Annotated in this window: 14 protein-coding genes and 2 tRNA genes; 4 read left to right on the top strand and 12 right to left on the bottom strand. The window is 60.9% G+C overall.

Features of this window, described 5'->3' with window-relative positions:
• Positions 1 to 153: 153 nt before the first annotated feature.
• The 4 genes from NTD84_RS29050 to NTD84_RS29035 all read left to right on the top strand — a co-directional run bounded on the left by NTD84_RS29050 (position 154) and on the right by NTD84_RS29035 (position 3,340).
• Positions 154 to 240 (top strand) — tRNA-Leu (locus NTD84_RS29050).
• Positions 241 to 406: 166 nt separating this feature from the next.
• A tRNA-Leu gene (locus NTD84_RS29045) sits at positions 407 to 493 on the top strand.
• Positions 494 to 764: 271 nt separating this feature from the next.
• A complete protein-coding gene (locus NTD84_RS29040) occupies positions 765 to 1,775 on the top strand; it encodes an extracellular solute-binding protein (protein WP_262172492.1) in 1,011 nt (336 codons plus the stop codon).
• A complete protein-coding gene (locus NTD84_RS29035; RefSeq protein ID WP_262172491.1) occupies positions 1,775 to 3,340 on the top strand; it encodes an ABC transporter permease in 1,566 nt (521 codons plus the stop codon). Before NTD84_RS29040 ends, NTD84_RS29035 begins: the two co-directional genes overlap by 1 nt.
• Before the next feature lie 84 nt (positions 3,341 to 3,424).
• On the opposite strand, the gene NTD84_RS29030 is transcribed toward NTD84_RS29035, so the two are convergent.
• From NTD84_RS29030 to NTD84_RS28975, 12 genes are all read right to left on the bottom strand, one after another.
• On the bottom strand, positions 3,425 to 5,359 hold the full coding sequence (locus tag NTD84_RS29030; RefSeq protein WP_262172490.1) for a methyl-accepting chemotaxis protein: 1,935 nt from the start codon (positions 5,357 to 5,359) through the stop codon (positions 3,425 to 3,427).
• 150 nt (positions 5,360 to 5,509) lie between these two features.
• Positions 5,510 to 6,799 (bottom strand): adenylosuccinate synthase, encoded by a 1,290-nt coding sequence (locus NTD84_RS29025; RefSeq protein ID WP_262172489.1) that lies wholly within the window; start codon positions 6,797 to 6,799, stop codon positions 5,510 to 5,512.
• A gap of 55 nt (positions 6,800 to 6,854) precedes the next feature.
• The gene (locus NTD84_RS29020; RefSeq protein WP_262172488.1) at positions 6,855 to 8,042 is read right to left on the bottom strand and encodes an ATP phosphoribosyltransferase regulatory subunit; all 1,188 of its coding nucleotides are present in this window, start codon (positions 8,040 to 8,042) and stop codon (positions 6,855 to 6,857) included.
• 316 nt (positions 8,043 to 8,358) lie between these two features.
• Positions 8,359 to 9,228, bottom strand: a complete 870-nt coding sequence (gene hflC / locus NTD84_RS29015) for a protease modulator HflC (protein ID WP_262172487.1) — start codon at positions 9,226 to 9,228, stop codon at positions 8,359 to 8,361.
• Entirely contained in the window at positions 9,228 to 10,400 is a 1,173-nt protein-coding gene (hflK, locus tag NTD84_RS29010; protein ID WP_262172486.1) for an FtsH protease activity modulator HflK, read from the bottom strand. The genes hflC and hflK overlap by 1 nt, the downstream gene beginning before the upstream one ends.
• A 96-nt stretch (positions 10,401 to 10,496) precedes the next feature.
• Positions 10,497 to 11,798, bottom strand: a complete 1,302-nt coding sequence (hflX, locus tag NTD84_RS29005; RefSeq protein ID WP_262172484.1) for a ribosome rescue GTPase HflX — start codon at positions 11,796 to 11,798, stop codon at positions 10,497 to 10,499.
• Between the two features lie 12 nt (positions 11,799 to 11,810).
• Positions 11,811 to 12,071: an RNA chaperone Hfq gene (gene hfq, locus NTD84_RS29000; RefSeq protein ID WP_007902656.1), complete on the bottom strand. Its 261-nt coding sequence runs from the start codon at positions 12,069 to 12,071 to the stop codon at positions 11,811 to 11,813.
• A 94-nt stretch (positions 12,072 to 12,165) separates the two neighbouring features.
• The gene (gene miaA, locus NTD84_RS28995; protein WP_262172483.1) at positions 12,166 to 13,137 is read right to left on the bottom strand and encodes a tRNA (adenosine(37)-N6)-dimethylallyltransferase MiaA; all 972 of its coding nucleotides are present in this window, start codon (positions 13,135 to 13,137) and stop codon (positions 12,166 to 12,168) included.
• On the bottom strand, positions 13,137 to 15,044 hold the full coding sequence (gene mutL, locus NTD84_RS28990; protein ID WP_262172482.1) for a DNA mismatch repair endonuclease MutL: 1,908 nt from the start codon (positions 15,042 to 15,044) through the stop codon (positions 13,137 to 13,139). The genes miaA and mutL overlap by 1 nt, the downstream gene beginning before the upstream one ends.
• Entirely contained in the window at positions 15,041 to 16,420 is a 1,380-nt protein-coding gene (locus NTD84_RS28985; RefSeq protein WP_410017388.1) for an N-acetylmuramoyl-L-alanine amidase, read from the bottom strand. The genes mutL and NTD84_RS28985 overlap by 4 nt, the downstream gene beginning before the upstream one ends.
• A 48-nt stretch (positions 16,421 to 16,468) precedes the next feature.
• Entirely contained in the window at positions 16,469 to 16,939 is a 471-nt protein-coding gene (gene tsaE, locus NTD84_RS28980) for a tRNA (adenosine(37)-N6)-threonylcarbamoyltransferase complex ATPase subunit type 1 TsaE (protein WP_262172481.1), read from the bottom strand.
• A complete protein-coding gene (locus tag NTD84_RS28975; protein WP_262172480.1) occupies positions 16,927 to 18,426 on the bottom strand; it encodes an NAD(P)H-hydrate dehydratase in 1,500 nt (499 codons plus the stop codon). The genes tsaE and NTD84_RS28975 overlap by 13 nt, the downstream gene beginning before the upstream one ends.
• Positions 18,427 to 18,480 lie beyond the last annotated feature (54 nt).

The raw sequence follows: 18,480 nt of genomic DNA, 5'->3' as shown, positions 1-18,480 counted from the left end.
GTAAGCGCCTATCTAAAGCCCTTTATCGACGCCGCAATGCTGTTTTGAATGCCGCTGGTAATATTTTTCAGGTTTTTTTAAGACCGGGGGTTTACAGTTAAAAAGACGCTCCGTATAGTGCGCGCCATCGACGACGGAGACGTTGCCGATACTGCCCAGATGGTGAAATTGGTAGACACGCCAGCTTCAGGTGCTGGTGACCGCAAGGTCGTGGAAGTTCGAGTCTTCTTCTGGGCACCAATTTCGAGCTTGAGATTAGATCAATTTCAAGGCTCGCACAAAAACCCGCGAAAGCGGGTTTTTTGCATTCTAAGCGTCTGATTTATTAAAACTAAATCAGGGGTTTACAGATCAAAACGCGCTCCGTATAGTGCGCCACATCAACAGCGGCAACGCTGAAGATACTGCCCAGATGGTGAAATTGGTAGACACGCCAGCTTCAGGTGCTGGTGACCGCAAGGTCGTGGAAGTTCGAGTCTTCTTCTGGGCACCAATTCAAATTCAAGGTTACGATCTTGGATTTCACAAAAACCCGCGAAAGCGGGTTTTTGCGTTTCTGGCCTGTAGGAGCGAGCTTGCTCGCGATGCGCGCTCAGACATCGCAACCCCTTCGGGAAGCCCGTGTCATCGTTGGCGGACCATCGCGAGCAAGCTCGCTCCTACAGGGCTGGTCAAACGCGCGAAGCCCGCAAGGCGCACTTGAGAAACAATATCGTTTATCATTGTTGCAAGTTTTTGCAATGCGACAGTGAGGAACCCTGCGAATGATGTTTCGAAATACCCTGCGCCGCGGCCTGACCATCACCCTCCTCGGCCTGGCAATCGCTACTCCCCTCACCCAGGCTGCTGATCCAGTTTCCCTGACACTTTATAACGGCCAACACAAGGAAGTCGGCGATGCGGTCGCCAAAGCTTTCGAGGCCAAAACCGGCATCCACGTCAATGTGCGCAAAGGCAGCAGCAATCAGCTCGCCAGCCAGGTCGTCGAAGAAGGCGATCGCTCCCCCGCCGATGTGATCTACACCGAAGAATCGCCACCGCTGAACAAACTCGGCGAACAAGGCCTGCTGGCCCAGACCGATGCCGCCACCCTCGCCGTCCTGCCGAAAGACTACGTCGCCGGCAATGGAACCTGGATTGGCATCACCGCGCGCGTGCGCGTCGTTGCCTTCAACCCCAAACTGATCGACGAAAAAGACCTGCCCAAGTCGGTCATGGAATTCTCCGACCCGAAATGGCAAGGCAAGGTCGGCTTTGTGCCCACCAGCGGCGCGTTCCAGGAGCAAGCCGTCGCGATCATCAAGGTCCATGGCATGGATGCCGCCGAAGAATGGCTGACCGGCCTGCGTGCATTCGGCAAAACCTACAGCAACAACATGGTCGCCCTCAAAGCAGTGGAAAACGGCGAAGTCGCCACCGTGCTGGTGAACAATTACTACTGGTTCGCCTTGCAGCGTGAAAAAGGCCAGCTCGATTCGAAATTGCATTACTTCACCGGCGGCGATGTCGGCGGGTTGATCACCGTTTCCAGCGCCGCCGTGTTGAAATCCAGCAAGCACCCCAAGGAAGCGCAGCAATTCCTCGCCTACATGGCCAGCGAAGAAGGTCAGCGCGTGATCACCCAGACCACCGCCGAATACCCGCTGCACAAAGGTATGGAATCGGACCGTGGCCTCAAGCCGTTCAGCGAGCTGCAAGCGCCGAACGTCACCCCGGCCGATCTCGGCAATGCCGAGGAAGCCCTCGACCTGGAACGTGACGTTGGCTTGAACTGATGAGCGCATCGTTATCCGCCCCCGCTACGCGTGGAGGTTACGTGCCACGGCGCAAGCGGCCGTCAATCTGGTTGCTGTTGCCGGTGTTATTGCTGGTGGTGCTCAGCCTGTTGCCGCTGGCTTACGTCGGGCTGAAAACCTGGCAGGCGGGCTGGGCCGAGGCGCTGCACCTGCTGTGGCGGCCGTACGTGTTTGGCCTGCTGCGCAACACGCTGGCGTTGATGGTCGGCGTAACGCTCGCTTGTGGGGTCGTCGGTCTTTCGTTGGCCTGGCTGCTTGAGCGCAGCAACTTGCCAGGACGGCGTCTGTGGGGCGTGATCCTGTGCCTGCCGTTCGCGGTGCCGGCATTTGTCAGCAGCTTCACCTGGGTGTCGCTGAGCGCGCACTTCGAAGGCCTCGGCGGGGCGATCCTGGTGATGACCCTGTCCAAATACCCACTGATCTTTCTGCCGGTCGCGGCGACGCTGCGCAATCTCGATCCGTCGCTCGAAGAATCCGCACGGACGCTGGGACAGAACCGCTGGGGCGTTTTTTTCCGCATCACGCTGCCGCTGCTCTGGCCGTCACTGCTCGCCGGCTCGCTGCTGATCGCCCTGCACATGCTGGTGGAATTCGGCGCGCTGTCGATCATCGGCTTGCAGACTTTCACCACGGCGATCTATCAGCAGTTCGAATTGGAGTTCAGCAACGCCAATGCGGCGATGCTGTCTGCCGTGTTGCTGGCGCTGTGCCTGATGCTGCTATGGCTGGAACTGCGCGTGCGCGGTAAAGGTCGGCACGTGCGCACCGGTCAAGGCGCCGCGCGGCGCGCGGAGCAGGTTCGACTGGGGCGCTGGTCAGTCGTCGGGCAGATTTACTGCCTGGCGCTGGCGGTCATTGGCAGCGGCATTCCCCTGGGCATGCTGGCGTATTGGCTGATGGTGGGTTCGTCCGCAGCCTTTCCGGTGGCGGCGATCAGCGAGGCATTGTTGTCGTCTCTCGCGCTGTCGTTAGGCGGCGCGGCGCTGTGCCTGGTGCTGGCCGTGCCGGTGGGACTGTTGGTGGTGCGCTACAAAGGCCAACTGGCCATCTGGGCCGAACGCTTGCCGTATCTGCTGCATGCGCTGCCAGGATTGGTGATTGCGCTGACGCTGGTGTATTTCGCGCTGCATTACGTGCCGGCGCTGTACCAGACGTCGGCCTTGCTGCTGATCGCATATGCCCTGCTGTTTCTGCCGTTGGCTCAGGCGCCGATTCGTACGGCGCTGAACAAGGCTGCGCCGCAACTGGAAGAAGCGGCTCGCACGCTGGGAGCGTCGTCCTTCAGCGCGTTTTGCCGGGTGACGTTGCCGATCATTTTCCCGGCGCTGGGCGCGGCATTTGCGCTGGTGTTTCTGGATGCGATGAAAGAGCTGACGGCGACGTTGCTGCTGAGTCCAACCGGACTCAATACGCTGGCAACGGAGGTGTGGGCGCATACCGCGAACGTGGAGTTTGCGGCGGCGGCGCCTTATGCGGCGTTGTTGATTTTGGTGTCGGGGTTGCCGGTTTATCTGCTGACGACACGGATGTACCTGAGTCGTTGAGATCGCCTTTGCGAGCAAGCCCGCTCCCACGCTGGAATGCATTCCAACGTGGGAGCGGGCTTGCTCGCGAAGGGGCCAAGGTTTTTAAGCCCTGAACTGCCCCAGGCTCGCCTTCAACTGTGCAGCCAACCCATCCAGCACCTTGCCGCTGGCCGTGGTTTCAACCACCGCCTGAGCCGCTTTTTCAGCCTGCGCATGAATGGTTTCAACCCGACCCCGCACCGCTTGCGCGCCTTGAGCCTGATGCGCCGCTGCCTGCGTCGCCAAGCCAATCGCCGCATGCACCTGCTCGACCGAGACCTGCACCGATTGCTGCAACCGCGCGCTGTCCCGCAACACCAGCAAACCTTCGCTGGCCTGGCGCCCGGCCTGACCGATCGCGGCCACCGCCTCGCGCGCACCTTGCTGCAAGGCGACGATGTGCGCCTGGATATCGCCTGTGGAACTCTGGGTCTTGCTCGCCAGTGCCCGCACCTCGTCGGCCACCACGGCAAAACCGCGACCGGTCTCGCCGGCACGCGCCGCTTCGATGGCTGCGTTCAACGCCAGCAGGTTGGTCTGTTCGGCGATCCCGTGAATCACGGTCAACACCACCTCTATCTGTTCACTCTGCTGCGCCAGGCGCTCGATGACTTTCGCCCCGGTATCGACCTGCCCGGCCAGCGCCTCGATCAGGCTGCCAACTTTCGCCGACGTTCGGGTGTTTTCATCGGTGGCCGAACGAATGTCCACCACCTGCTGCAAGGCCGCCTGCATCGCATGGCTTTCAGACTGCGCTTCGTCAGCCATTTGCGACAACGCGCGCAGGCTCTCCGCCACTTCGTCCCGCTGCATGCCCGCCGCGGCATCGGCGCCGGCATTGCGCAAGGTCATGGCGCCAATTTCAACGCCGGTACGCTGAGCGACATCGCCCGCTTCACGTACGATCGGTTGCAACTTATCGACAAAGCGATTGACCGCCGAAGCCATGTCGCCGATCTCGTCCTTGCTATTGATCTGCACACGCTTGGTCAGGTCGCCTTCGCCCGCCGCCAGATCGTCCATCGCGGCAATCAGCATTTTCAAGCGATTGACCACCCGACGGCCCAGCACCACGGCCAGCAACAGCAACACGCCGCATCCTACGAGCGCCAGGCTCATGCCGATGCGCCAGCGCAACGTCGTCGCCGCTTCCTGCACAGTGGTGGTGGTGTTGGCCTTCATTTCCGCGGCGGTGGATTGTGCGGACGTCAGGCGCGCACGCATTGCGGTGGCGCTGTCGGCGGCGGCGCCCTTGAGGCTGTCGCCGACCAGTTGATCACTGCTGGCGATCAGCGCCGAGAAGCGCTTGTCCAGAGCTGCCAGATCGGCTTCCACCGAGGCCGTGGAGACGCCCATCAAGACCTTGCCGATTTCCACACCATTGGGGTTGATCGACGCTTCGACGAAGTACACGGACGGGTCGTTCTTCGCCGCGTCCAGCACCTTGTCGAGCGCCCGCTCACCCTGCCCCTTCTCCAGCAGCGCCTTGTTGATCGGGTTTTCGCGATTGAGGTAGCGCGTCAGGTGCTGACCTGTTGCGTCGTCGTAGACCACGAATAATACGTTGGGATTACGCTGGGCCCGGCGGGCGAATTCGGAGAGGGTTGGCACGTCGCTGTCCCACATCGCGCGAGGCGCGACCGAGGCCAGAAGCTGCGCCATATCATTGGCGGAATCCTTCAGAGCCTTCTCCAGCGTAGTCCGCAACTGCGCCTGCTCATCCTCCAGTCGCGAAGACAGACCGGCCGTGAGGCGCTGGCGTGTGCTGGTGGAGAGGTTGTCGAGACTCGACGTGACTTCGCGTCCCGCCTGCTCGAGTTCACCGGAAAGTTTTTGACTGTCGGCCCCCAGGCGCACACCCAAATCGGCTTCCAGCGCGGTCACTGTGCTCCGCGTGAGAGCAACAGCCACCAGCACCTGCACCAAAAGGGCGATACCCAGGGTAACGAACACGGGCCGCAATAAACGACTTTGTAACAATGAGAGAACCGCCGACACTTGATATCCCTCTGCCTAAACGCCATTAAATTGATGGCACGCCAGATGACGTGCTCTTAATGAAGATCGCAGCAAAGGTCATGCCGTCCGGCAGGCATAAACGACAAAGGGCCCGATTATGGGCCCTTTGTGTTACACATCAATGACTTATTAAGCGAACGGGTGACGCAGCACGATGGTTTCGTTGCGGTCCGGGCCCGTCGAAATAATGTCGATCGGCGCGCCGATCAGCGTTTCGACGCGCTTGATGTACGCACGCGCGTTGGCAGGCAACTCCTCCAGGGTCTTGGCGCCCACGGTCGATTCGGTCCAGCCCGGCACTTCTTCGTACACAGGCTGCAGGCCCACGTAGCTGTCAGCGTCAGTCGGGGCAACATCGTTACCGTCGGCATCTTTGTAGCCAACGCAGATATTGATGGTTTCCAGACCGTCGAGCACGTCCAGCTTGGTCAGGCAGATGCCCGAGATGCTGTTCACATCGATAGCACGACGTAGGATAACGGCGTCGAACCAGCCACAACGACGGGCACGGCCAGTCGTTGCACCGAACTCGTGACCTTGTTTGGCCAGGTGCGCACCGACTTCGTCGAACAGTTCAGTCGGGAACGGACCCGAACCTACACGCGTGGTGTAAGCCTTGGTGATGCCCAGGATGTAGTCCAGGAACATCGGGCCAACACCCGAGCCGGTAGCAACGCCACCCGCGGTGGTGTTGGAGCTGGTCACGTACGGGTAGGTACCGTGGTCGATATCCAGCAGGGAGCCCTGGGCGCCTTCGAACATGATGTCTTTGCCGGCGCGACGCAGGTCGTGCAGCTCGGCCGTCACGTCCAGCATCAGCGGCTTGAGCAGCTCAGCGTATTCCTTGCACTCGGCCAGGGTCTGTTCGAACTCGATGGCCGGCTCTTTGTAGTAACCCACCAGCATGAAGTTGTGGTAATCCACCAGTTCACGCAGCTTGTCTTCAAAGCGCGGCATGTTGAGCAGGTCGCCAACACGCAGACCGCGACGCGCCACCTTGTCTTCGTAGGCGGGGCCGATGCCGCGACCGGTCGTACCGATCTTCAGCTCGCCACGGGCCTTTTCACGGGCCTGGTCCAGCGCAACGTGGAAGGACAGGATCAGCGGGCAGGAAGGACTGATACGCAGGCGCTCACGCACCGGTACGCCTTTCTCTTCCAGCTTGACGATCTCGCGCAGCAAGGCGTCTGGTGCAACCACCACGCCGTTGCCGATCAGGCACTGCACGCCTTCGCGCAGCACGCCCGACGGAATCAGGTGCAAGACGGTTTTTTCGCCATCGATCACCAGGGTGTGACCTGCGTTGTGACCACCTTGATAGCGCACTACCGCGGCAGCATGTTCGGTCAGCAGATCAACGATCTTGCCTTTGCCCTCATCACCCCATTGGGTGCCCAGGACTACGACATTCTTACCCATAACACTTGTCCTCATTCGCGCAAACTTGGTGTCGGCCATGGGCCGACAGGAAAACTCAAGAAGCCAGTGGCGTTACTTGCCAAAGCCCGTTCTGCTGAATCAATTGCCGGTCGCAGTCCGCTTCACGGGCGGCGGCCAAAGGTTGCCCGGGCAATGCCTGGACAACACGCTGACCCTCACTGCGCAACTGGCAAACCTGCTGCCAGAGTGCCGCATCCGTACTGTCAGGCATCCAGATACCGCCAGACGGTAGCTCGATCTCAGCACGCCCCAGGGTCACCAGGGTTTTCAAATCGGTAGAGAAACCGGTTGCCGGACGGGCTCGACCGAAGTCGGCGCCAATGTCGTCGTAACGACCGCCCTGGGCAATGGACTGGCCCACACCCGGCACGAATACCGCGAACACCACACCGGTGTGGTAGTGGTAGCCACGCAACTCGCCCAGGTCGAAGTACAACGGCAACTCAGGGAAACGAATGGACAAACGCTCGGCAATCGCCAGCAGATCGTCCAGCGCCGCCAGCACAGGGGCCGGCGCATTCGCCAGACGCACACGCGCCGCTTCCAGCACTTCACGGCCACCGCACAGGTCAACCAACGCCCGCAGCATGCCCGACAGATCGGCAGGCAAGCCTTCGGTCAAGGTAATGACCTCGTCGATCGCCTTGCGTTGCAATGCATCGAACAACTGCTGCTCGACTTCACCGGACAAACCGGCAGCGCGGGCCAGGCCACGATAGATGCCGACATGACCGAGGTCCATGTGCACATCCGGCACGTCGGCCAGTTGCAACATGGCCAGCATCAGGCTGATCACCTCGACGTCACTGCTCGGGCTGGCATCGCCATACAACTCGGCGCCCAGTTGAATCGGGCTGCGCGAGGACGACAACGCACGCGGCTGAGCGTGCAGCACGCTGCCGGCATAGCACAGGCGGCTCGGACCTTCGCGACGCAGGGTGTGCGCATCGATGCGCGCCACTTGCGGCGTGATGTCGGCACGGAAACCCATTTGCCGGCCCGATTGCGGATCGATGACCTTGAAGGTACGCAGATCGAGGTCCTGGCCCGCGCCGGTCAGCAAGGATTCCAGGTACTCGATATGGGGAGTCACGACAAACTCGTAACCCCAGCTCTGGAACAGATCCAACACCTGGCGACGCGCGACTTCAATGCGCGCCGCCTCCGGTGGCAGTACTTCTTCGATGCCATCTGGCAGCAGCCAGCGGTCTACCGTTGCCATTACGCCATTCCCCTATGGTCCGGGCGGCCAGCCGTTGGGCGAGCCTTGAGTGAAGCAGAAAATGATCGGTTCATGTGCAAACCACGCGCATGAACGACGTGGCGAAAAGCCTGAAACCGGCTTCGCCTACCACTTTCCTCGAAAAACCTGTCGAGTCATTCAACTCGGGCGTCTGCATAAAAGCCGCAATCAAACGTGCAGACGCAAAAAAGCCGGGAATTTCCCGGCTGCCGCATCATACACACGTTTTCCCAAAGGATCACCCCGCCAAAGGTTTTAGCCGCCAGGCGGGGGGATGATTCAGGTCAACGTGGTATCAAGGCTTGGCTTTTTCCAGGTAACGGAAGAAGTCGCTGCTTGGGTCGAGGACCATGACGTCGGATTTGTTCGCGAAGCTTTCACGGTAGGCACGCAGGCTACGGTAGAAACCGTAGAACTCCTGATCCTGGCCGTAGGCCTTGGAGTAGATCGCAGCGGCCTGGGCATCACCGTCACCGCGAACCTCTTCGGATTCACGATAGGCTTCAGCCAGCAGCACGCGGCGTTGACGATCGGCGTCGGCACGGATGCCTTCTGCCAGCTCGTTACCCTTGGCGCGGTGCTCGCGAGCTTCACGCTCACGCTCGGAACTCATGCGCTCGAAAACGCTACGGTTCACTTCCTTCGGCAGGTCGATGGCTTTGACCCGAACATCGACCACTTCGATGCCCAGCTCTTTTTCCGCCATCTTGTTCAGCGAAGCCGTGATATCGGTCATCAGCGCATCGCGCTCACCGGAAACCACTTCGTGCAAGGTGCGCTTACCGAACTGGTCACGCAGGCCGGATTCGAGACGACGGGAAAGACGCTCGTCGGCAATCTGCTTGAGGCCGGAAGTCGCGGTGTAGAAGCGCTCGGCATCTTTCACGCGCCACTTGGCGTAGGCATCGACCATGACCGCTTTCTTTTCCAGGGTCAGGAAGCGTTGTGTCGGTGCATCCAGCGTCATCAGGCGTGCGTCGAATTTACGCACCTGATTAACATAGGGCACTTTCACATGCAGGCCCGGCTGAACATCGGTCTGAACCACGCGACCGAACTGCAGCAACACCGCACGCTCGGTCTGAGCCACGATGTAGAAGCAGTTCCAGGCTGCGATCGCCACGACGACACAGACAATAAGGGCGATCAGCGATTTATTGCTCATCAGCGACTCTCCCTGGTACGTGCTTGCTGTTGCTGCAGATCGGCTGCCGCACGCGCATTCGCTTCATTGCTGGTGGCTGCCGCGCCAGTCACCGGAGTGCTGGTGTTGCGACCACTTTCGACCATCTTGTCCAGCGGCAAGTACAGCAGATTGCTCTGGCCATTCTTGTTGCCGGTCACGAGGACCTTGCTGGTATTGCTGAAGACTTCCTGCATGGTGTCCAGGTACAGACGCTCACGGGTGACTTCGGGGGCCTTGCGGTACTCGCTGACCAGTTTGGTGAAGCGATCCGCTTCACCCTTGGCGCGCGAGACGGTTTCGTCACGGTAACCGTTGGCATCTTCAATGATGCGCTGGGCCTGACCACGGGCTTCCGGCACGACGCCGTTGGCATAGGTTTCAGCCTGGTTGCGCGAACGCTGCTCGTCTTCACGGGCACGGATCACGTCATCGAAGGCTTCCTGCACTTCACGCGGTGCTGCTGCGCTCTGCACGTTGACCTGGGTGACGGTGATACCGGTGCGATAGGTGTCCATGAAGCGTTGCAGACGCTCCTTGATTTCGCTGGCCATCAATTCACGGCCTTCGGTCAGCACCTGGTCCATCGCGGTGGAACCCACCACATGGCGCAGGGCACTTTCGGTCGCGTGCTGCAGGCTGATTTCCGGCTGATCGACGCTCAGCACGAAGTCCTGCAGGTTGCTGATCTTGTACTGCACGGTCAGCGGCACTTCGACGATGTTCTCGTCTTCAGTCAGCATTTGACCCTGCTTGGTGTAGGCACGCTCACGCGTGACGTTTTCCAGGTACTTGCGATCGATCGGCGGGAAATAGATGTTCAGACCCGGCCCTACGGTTTCGTAGTACTTGCCGAAGCGCAGCACCACGGCTTGCTCCTGCTCGTCGACGACGTAAACCGCGCTGTACAGCCAGACGGCCGCCAGCACGACGAGTACGACACCAAAAATGCCGCCGAAGCCGCCACTCTTGCCCGAACCACCACCATCGTCACCGCGTTTCTTACCACCACCGAACAACCCGTTCAGGCTTTCCTGCAGCTTTCGGAAGGCCTCGTCGAGATCCGGTGGTCCCTTGCGGTCGCCGTTATTGCGGCGCTTGCCACCCCAAGGATCCTGATTATTCGAGTTGCCACCCGGCTCATTCCAAGCCATAGCGCTCTCCATCTGATAAAGCAAAGACGCACCCACGGCGCGCCGACCAATGCTACAGAATGCCTGTCACCGCGGCACAACCGCTTTCTCAGGCTTTTATTGCAAAGTGTGTTGCTCGATGAACTCTGTCGGCACAACGCCTTCACGGCTGACCAGCCGATTGAGCTCCGAGCGCGGCAATCGTACGGCCAGCAAGCTGACACCTTCTTCGTCGTGTTCTTCTTTCTGCACCGCTCCGAGTTCGAAGAACTGCGCACGCAGTCGAGCGAATCGTTGCGGCAAGCGCAAGGTACCGATAAACAGCTCACTGCCCAGCAACTCGGCAATGGCTTGCTCCAGCAATTCCAGGCCACTGCCATCACGCGCCGACAACCAGACCCGTTGAGGCTTGCCGTTTGCGTCGCGCTGGATTTGTGGCTCAACGCCTTCAAGCAAATCGAGTTTGTTATAGACCTCGAGGATCGGCAAGTCCTGGGCACCAATCTCGCCCAGCACCACCATCACTTGCTCGATCTGCAACATGCGATCCGGTTCGGCCGCATCGATCACGTGCAACAGCAGGTCGGAGTTGCTCGACTCTTCGAGGGTAGACCGGAATGCCTCGACCAGCTTGTGGGGCAAGTGACGAATGAAACCCACGGTGTCCGCCAGGACAATCGGCCCGAGGTCGTCCAGTTCCAGACGGCGCAAGGTCGGGTCCAGCGTGGCGAACAACTGGTCAGCCGCGTACACGTCGGATTTCGTGACGTTATTGAAGAGCGTGGATTTACCGGCGTTGGTATACCCCACCAACGACACGGTAGGGATATCCGCACGCGTACGGCCACGTCGCGACTGTTCGCGCTGGCTGCGCACTTTCTCCAACCGGCCCTTGATCTGTCGCAAGCGAACCCGCAGCAAACGACGGTCGGTTTCCAGCTGGGTTTCACCCGGGCCACGCATGCCGATACCGCCACCCTGGCGCTCAAGGTGAGTCCAGCCACGAACCAGGCGGGTGCTCATGTGGTCAAGCTGAGCCAGTTCTACCTGGAGTTTGCCTTCATGGGTACGGGCGCGTTGGGCGAAAATATCGAGAATCAGACCGGTGCGGTCGATCACGCGACACTCGAAAACACGTTCGAGGTTACGTTCCTGACTGGGCGTGAGGATGTGATTGAAGATCACCAGATCTGCCTTTTCGGCGTGGACCAGGTCGCGCAGTTCCTCGACCTTGCCGCTGCCAATCAGGTATTTGGCGGTTGGCCGATGACGCGGCACGTTAAAAAACGCAACGGTCTCGGCGCCGGCTGAATTAGCCAATTCCTGAAACTCCTGCGGATCTTCGCGCGCCTCAGGGTCCTGTCCATCCAAGTGAACGAGGATCACTCGCTCACCACCACCGTGGCGCTCAAAGAACAAAGGAGACTCCTATCAGGCGTTACCTGGCTCAGCGTCACCAGCTTCGGATTCGGTTGCGCTAGGCAGACGAATTGGACGAACCGGCACCACTGTAGAGATAGCGTGTTTGTAAACCATCTGGCTGACGGTGTTTTTCAGCAGGATAACGAACTGGTCGAAAGACTCGATCGTGCCTTGCAGTTTGATCCCGTTGACCAGGTAGATGGACACCCCAACTTTCTCTTTACGTAAAGTATTCAAGTAAGGGTCTTGTAGCGAATGCCCTTTTGACATGTGCCGCACTCCTTTAAGGATTCAATATAAAAAATAGGTAAACAGATGGCTTGTGGCCGTCACACCCCCAAGGATAGACGGCAATTGCAAGGACTCAGCTCAATATGGAGATGGTCCCCAGGTATTTCAAGGCGCGCGGCAGATTGTCGCAATCCAGGCTGTCCAACCAGTGTAAATCAGCCCAGCTGCGCAGCCAGGTGAACTGACGCTTGGCCAACTGGCGCGTGGCAATGATTCCACGCTCCTGCATCTCGACCTGCGTCAGCTTGCCATCCAGGTAGTCCCAGACTTGTCGGTAGCCTACCGCACGTATCGACGGCAACCCGGAATGCAGGTCACTTCGCTTACGCAGGGCTACGACCTCGTCAATGAATCCCTGTTCCAACATTAAAGTGAATCTTTGTTTAATTCGCTCGTGCAGTACCTGGCGATTTGCCGGAGCAATGGCCAAGTTCGCGACAGTATAGGGCAATTGTTGCAGTCCCGAAGCGGCTGCTTCAGTACTTTGCGCACTTTGTCGCAGTCGCAGCTCGGTCATGCTCTGACCGCTGACGCGATAAACTTCCAGCGCTCGACTGAGGCGCTGGGGATCGTTCGGATGAATACGGGCTGCGGATTCCGGGTCGATGCTCGCCAATTGTTCGTGCAGCGCTTGCCAGCCAAGGCGTGCAGCTTCCTCCTCGATCTGCGCACGGACCTCGGCATCGGCTGCCGGCATGTCCGCCAGGCCTTCCAGCAAAGCCTTGTAATAGAGCATTGTGCCGCCCACCAGCAGCGGTATTTTGCCTCGTGCGGTGATGTCGGCCATGGCTTCGAGTGCGTCCCGACGGAAATCCGCAGCCGAATAGCTCTCTGCCGGGTCGAGAATATCGATCAAACGGTGGGGGAATTCGGCCAGAGTCTCTTTCGACGGCTTGGCGGTGCCGATGTCCATGCCCCGATAGACCAGTGCCGAGTCGACGCTGATCAGCTCGCAGGGCAGGACTTTGCTCAGTTCGATGGCCAGGTCGGTCTTGCCCGCTGCGGTCGGGCCCATCAGGAAAATCGCAGGTGGGAGCTGGCTCATCAACGACCGCGCAGGAACAGTTTGTCCAGATCGTCCAGGCCCAATTGGGTCCAGGTCGGTCGGCCATGGTTGCATTGACCGCTGCGCTCGGTATTTTCCATGTCGCGCAGCAGGCCGTTCATTTCCGGCAGGGCCAAGCGCCGATTCGCCCGAATCGCGCCGTGGCAGGCCATGGTGCCGAGCAGTTCGTTCAGGTGCGCCTGAATGCGGTCGCTGGTGCCGTATTCCATCAGGTCCGCCAGCACATCACTGACCAGCCGATTGGCTTCCGCCTGCTTGAGCAAGGCCGGGATCTGCCGGATCGCCAGGGTTTCCGGGCCAAGGCGCTGCAATTCAAAGCCGAGGCGCTGGAACCAGGCGACGTGCTCTTCAGCACAATCGGCTTCGCGCTGACTCACTGCCAGCGATTCCGGTACCAGCAGCGGTTGCCCGCTCAGGCCTTCGCTGGCCATGGCGATCTTCAGGCGCTCGTACATGATCCGCTCATGAGCGGCGTGCATATCCACCAGCACCAGGCCCTGGGCATTTTCCGAAAGGATATAGATGCCTTTGAGTTGCGCCAGCGCGTAACCCAGTGGCGGGATATCGTCCTGACCGGCCGGAAGCGCCACGGCGTTGGCTTCTGGCAGCGGCGCAAAGAACTCTCGATACGCTGCCTGGGCTTCTGCCGCCGGCACACCCGACTGCGGACGCGGCGTGTATTGATATTGGTAACCAGCGCCAGACCCCGATCCCGGCGTATTGAACGACGGTTGGGCCTGAGGCTGCTCCAGCAAGGCATTGGCTGCGAGGCGCATCTCGCCTTGCGGGCCGAACTCGCCGGCCTCGATGCCACTCGGTCGAACGATGGCGGTTGCCACCGGCGACGCCAGGTGATCTTCCGGACGCACATCGCCCAAGGCGCGGTGCAAGGTGCCATAGAGGAAATCGTGGACCATGCGCCCGTCGCGGAAGCGTACTTCGTGTTTAGTCGGGTGCACGTTGACGTCGACGCCCGCCGGATCGACTTCGAAAAACAGCACGAAGGTCGGATGGCGGCCGTTGAACAGCACGTCGCGATAGGCCTGACGGACCGCGTGAGCCACCAGCTTGTCGCGCACCGCCCGGCCATTGACGAAGAAATACTGCAAGTCCGCCTGGCTGCGGTTGAACGTCGGCAAGCCCACCCAACCCCACAAATGCAGGCCGTTGCGCTCGATCTCGATCGGCAACGCCTGCTCAAGAAAGCCCGAGCCGCAAATCGCCGCCACACGCCGGGCGCGGGCCGCGTCGTCATGGGCTTCATGCAGACTGAGGATGGTCTTGCCGTTGTGGCGCAAATGGAACGCCACGTCGAACCGCGCCAGGGCCAGACGCTTGATCACTTCTTGCAAGTGATCGAATTCGGTTTTTTCGGTTTTGAGGAATTTACGCCGCGCCGGGGTGTTGAAGAACAGGTCGCGGACTTCCACCGAGGTGCCCACCGGGTGCGCGGCCGGCTGCACCCGTGGCGCCATGTCCCGGCCCTCGGTTTCCACCTGCCAAGCCTGATCGGCATCGCGGGTGCGGGAAGTCAGGGTCAGGCGTGCAACGGAGCTGATCGACGCGAGGGCTTCACCGCGGAACCCCAGGCTCATCACCTGTTCAAGGTCTTCGAGGTTGCGGATTTTACTGGTGGCGTGACGGGCCAGGGCCAACGGCAGGTCGTCAGATGAAATGCCGCTACCATCGTCACGCACCCGCAGCAGCTTGACGCCGCCCTGCTCGACATCGACGTCGATGCGCCTGGCGCCGGAGTCGAGGCTGTTTTCCAGCAGCTCCTTGATTACCGAGGCCGGGCGCTCGACCACCTCGCCGGCGGCAATCTGGTTGGCCAGGCGCGGGCTGAGCAGCTCGATGCGAGCAGTGTTGATCACGGCCTGATTCATTCTTTTGCCGCCAGTTCAGTACCGGGGATGGTCAGGGTCTGACCAATTTTCAGCTCGTCGCTTTTCAGGTTGTTGGCGCTGCGCAAAGTGGCCGGGGACACCTGGTAGCGCACGGCGATCATCGCCAGGGTTTCGCCCGGGCTGACCCGGTGATCCCGCGGCCCCTGAGCGATCTTGCCGGAATCACGCAACCAGGCGATGTAGGTGCCCGGCGGTGGATTCTGCTGGAAGAACTGACGCACGCCGCTGCTGATCGAACGGGCCAATGCCTGCTGGTGGTTGGCCGCCGCGAGTTTCGAGGCCTCGTTGGCATTGGAGATGAACCCGGTTTCCACCAGGATCGACGGGATGTCCGGCGACTTCAACACCATGAACCCGGCTTGCTCCACGCGCTGTTTGTGCAGCGGCGTGACGCGACCGATATTGCTCAGGACTTTCTGCCCGACGTTCAGGCTGGACGTCAGGGAAGCCGTCATTGACAGGTCGAGCAGCACGCCGGCGAGCATGCGGTCCTTGTCGTCGAGGCTGACGTTGCCGGCACCGCCGATCAAGTCAGAGCGGTTTTCACTGTCAGCCAGCCAGCGCGCCGTTTCGGACGTGGCGCCGCGGTCAGACAGGGCAAACACCGACGCACCAAACGCGGCAGCGGAAGGCGCGGCGTCGGCGTGGATCGACACGAACAGGTCAGCGCCTTTCTTGCGGGCGATTTCGGTACGGCCGCGCAACGGGATGAAGTAATCGCCGGTGCGGGTCAGTTCGGCGCGGAAGCCTTTCATGCCATTGACCTGACGCTGCAATTCACGGGCGATGGCGAGCACCACGTCTTTTTCACGCTGGCCGCGCGAGCCTGAGGCACCCGGGTCTTCACCGCCGTGACCGGCATCGATGACCACGATGATGTCGCGTTTGCCAGCCGGCGCGGGCGGCAACTTGACCGGAGGATCGATTGGCGTGACCGGAACCGGGGCCACTGTCGCGACGTTGGTCGGCGCAGGAATCGGCGCGGCATCCGCAGCGTTATCGAACAAATCGACCACCAGGCGGTTGCCGTACTGGGCGTTCGGCGCCAGGGTAAAACTCTTCGGCGTAACGGCTTTTTTCAGGTCGATGACCACCCGCAGGTCGGTCGGCGTGCGTTGGGCCGAGCGCATGGCGGTGATCGGGGTATTGGCGGTGGACACATTCAGCGGCGCGCCCAGGGTGGCGCCATTGATGTCGATCACCAGCCGATCCGGAGCTGTCAGGGTGAACACGCTGTGCTGCACCGGTCCGGTCAGGTCGAACACCAGCCGTGTGTTGTCCGGCGCCCGCCACAAACGAACGCTGTTGACCTTCGTGTCGGCCACAGCGTCGACGGTCACCGCCAAAAACAACATCCCTACGGCAGCTACCATCGCGCGAAAGCGCATACCTGACCCCATCATTTAATTGGATTCCAATGCCAAAGCGGCACACCACGACTCGCCGCGCGAGCCCTGGGACAAAATTTTCAGCGAACGCCCGCTGTCTTGCGGGCTAATGGTAATGGTCAGGTCAGGCTTTGGCAAAAAGCCTGCACCCTTCTGGGGCCATTCGATCAGGCACAACGCATCGTCTTCGAAGTAGTCGCGGATGCCGAGGTATTCCAGCTCTTCCGGATCGACCAGGCGATAGAGGTCGAAATGGAAGGCACGGATATCACCGATCTCGTAGGGTTCAACCAGGGTAAAGGTCGGACTTTTTACCGCGCCCACGTGCCCCAAGCCGCGGATGATGCCCCTGGACAGCGTGGTTTTGCCCGCGCCCAGATCCCCCTCGAGAAAAATCAGACCGTGCCCTTCGGTGGTTTTCGCGATGCGTGCACCGAACGCGGTCATCGCCTCTTCATCAGCCAGGTACAGGGTTACTTCAGACACGGTGCTTGCTCCTCCAACAACTGACGAATGGCTGGAATCAGATCACTGGCCGCCAGCCCACGGCCCGATTTACCTTGTTCAGCGCCGGCATTGGCGTGCAGCCACACCGCCAGGCAGGCCGCATCGAACGCGGTCATGCCTTGTGCCAGCAGTGCGCCGACCAATCCGGCCAGCACATCGCCCAGACCCGCCGTGGCCATCGCCGGATGGCCCTGATGACACACCGCCAGACGCCCGTCCGGGCTGGCGATCAGACTGCCAGCGCCTTTCAGTATCACCACCGCTGTGTATTTTTTGCTTAACGCGTGAGCCGCGGCCGGGCGATCCGCCTGAACAGCGGCTGTGGAGATGCCCAGCAACCGCGCCGCCTCGCCCGGATGCGGCGTAATAACGCAAGCCTCGGGCAATCTCAAGTGCCCTTCGGCAAGCGTGTTCAGCGCATCGGCGTCCCAGACTTGCGGCAACGGCGCATTGGCCGCCGCCGACAACAGGCTGCGTCCCCACGAAGCCTGCCCCAAGCCCGGACCGACCACCAGCACGGAAACCTTTTGCAGCAATCCCATCAACTGATTCGCCGACGAAGTGCCCAGCACCATGGCTTCGGGGAGCCTGGCCAGTGCCGCCGGCACGTGTTCGCTGCGAGTGGCCACAGAGACCATGCCCGCGCCACTGCGCAGGGCACTTTGGGCGCTCAGCAGAATGGCGCCGCCAAAACCGCGATCACCGCCAATCAACAGCACGTGGCCAAACTGGCCTTTATGGGCGGTCGGCGCACGCGCCGGCAGACGGGGCAGATTACCGGGGCTCAGGCGACGGGCGCTTATGGCAACGCCATCGAAAAACTCGGGTGAAGCCTGCAGGTCGTTGAAAACCAGATCGCCGATCAAATCCGCCGCGTCGCCTGTGAACAGCCCCAGCTTCAAGCCAATAAAGGTCACCGTCAGATCCGCCCGGACTGCCACGCCGAGGACGCGCCCCGTATCGGCACAAAGACCTGAGGGGATATCGACCGCCGCCACGGGCAGACCGCTGGCATTGATCGCCTGGATCACGCTGGCGTAGGGCTCGCGCACTTCGCCCGTCAGACCGGTGCCCAGCAACGCATCCAGCACGATACCGCGCAACTCGGATTGCGCGCTCCAGGCTTGTATGGCGACGCCTTCGGACAGCGCCTCGGCATGCGCCAACCTGGCATCGCCCTGCAAACGCTGAGGATCACCGGCCGCCAACACCCGCACAGGCCAACCGGCTCGCCTGGCCAACACCGCGACCAGATAGCCATCACCGGCGTTGTTGCCGTGGCCGGCGACCACCGTCAATTCGTGCGCCGTGGGCCAGTGCCGGACCAACGCCCGCCAGGTCGCCCGCGCAGCACGCTGCATCAATTCGAAGCCCGGCGTGCCGGCGCCAATCAGGCGAGCATCGAGGTCTCGCACTTGCGCGGCGCTGTACAGCGCGTCGGGTAAATCATCTTTAGTGTGCGGCATGCGTCTTCGGGCTCCGATGTCTGGCAGAATTATACGCACCTCAGCTCCGGTTTC

The sequence above is a fragment of the Pseudomonas sp. 14P_8.1_Bac3 genome, from assembly GCF_025466085.1.
Classification (GTDB): Bacteria; Pseudomonadota; Gammaproteobacteria; order Pseudomonadales; family Pseudomonadaceae; genus Aquipseudomonas.
The sequence above is the reverse complement of the archived record's forward strand: the minus strand, read 5'-3'. Positions and strand labels throughout refer to the sequence as shown.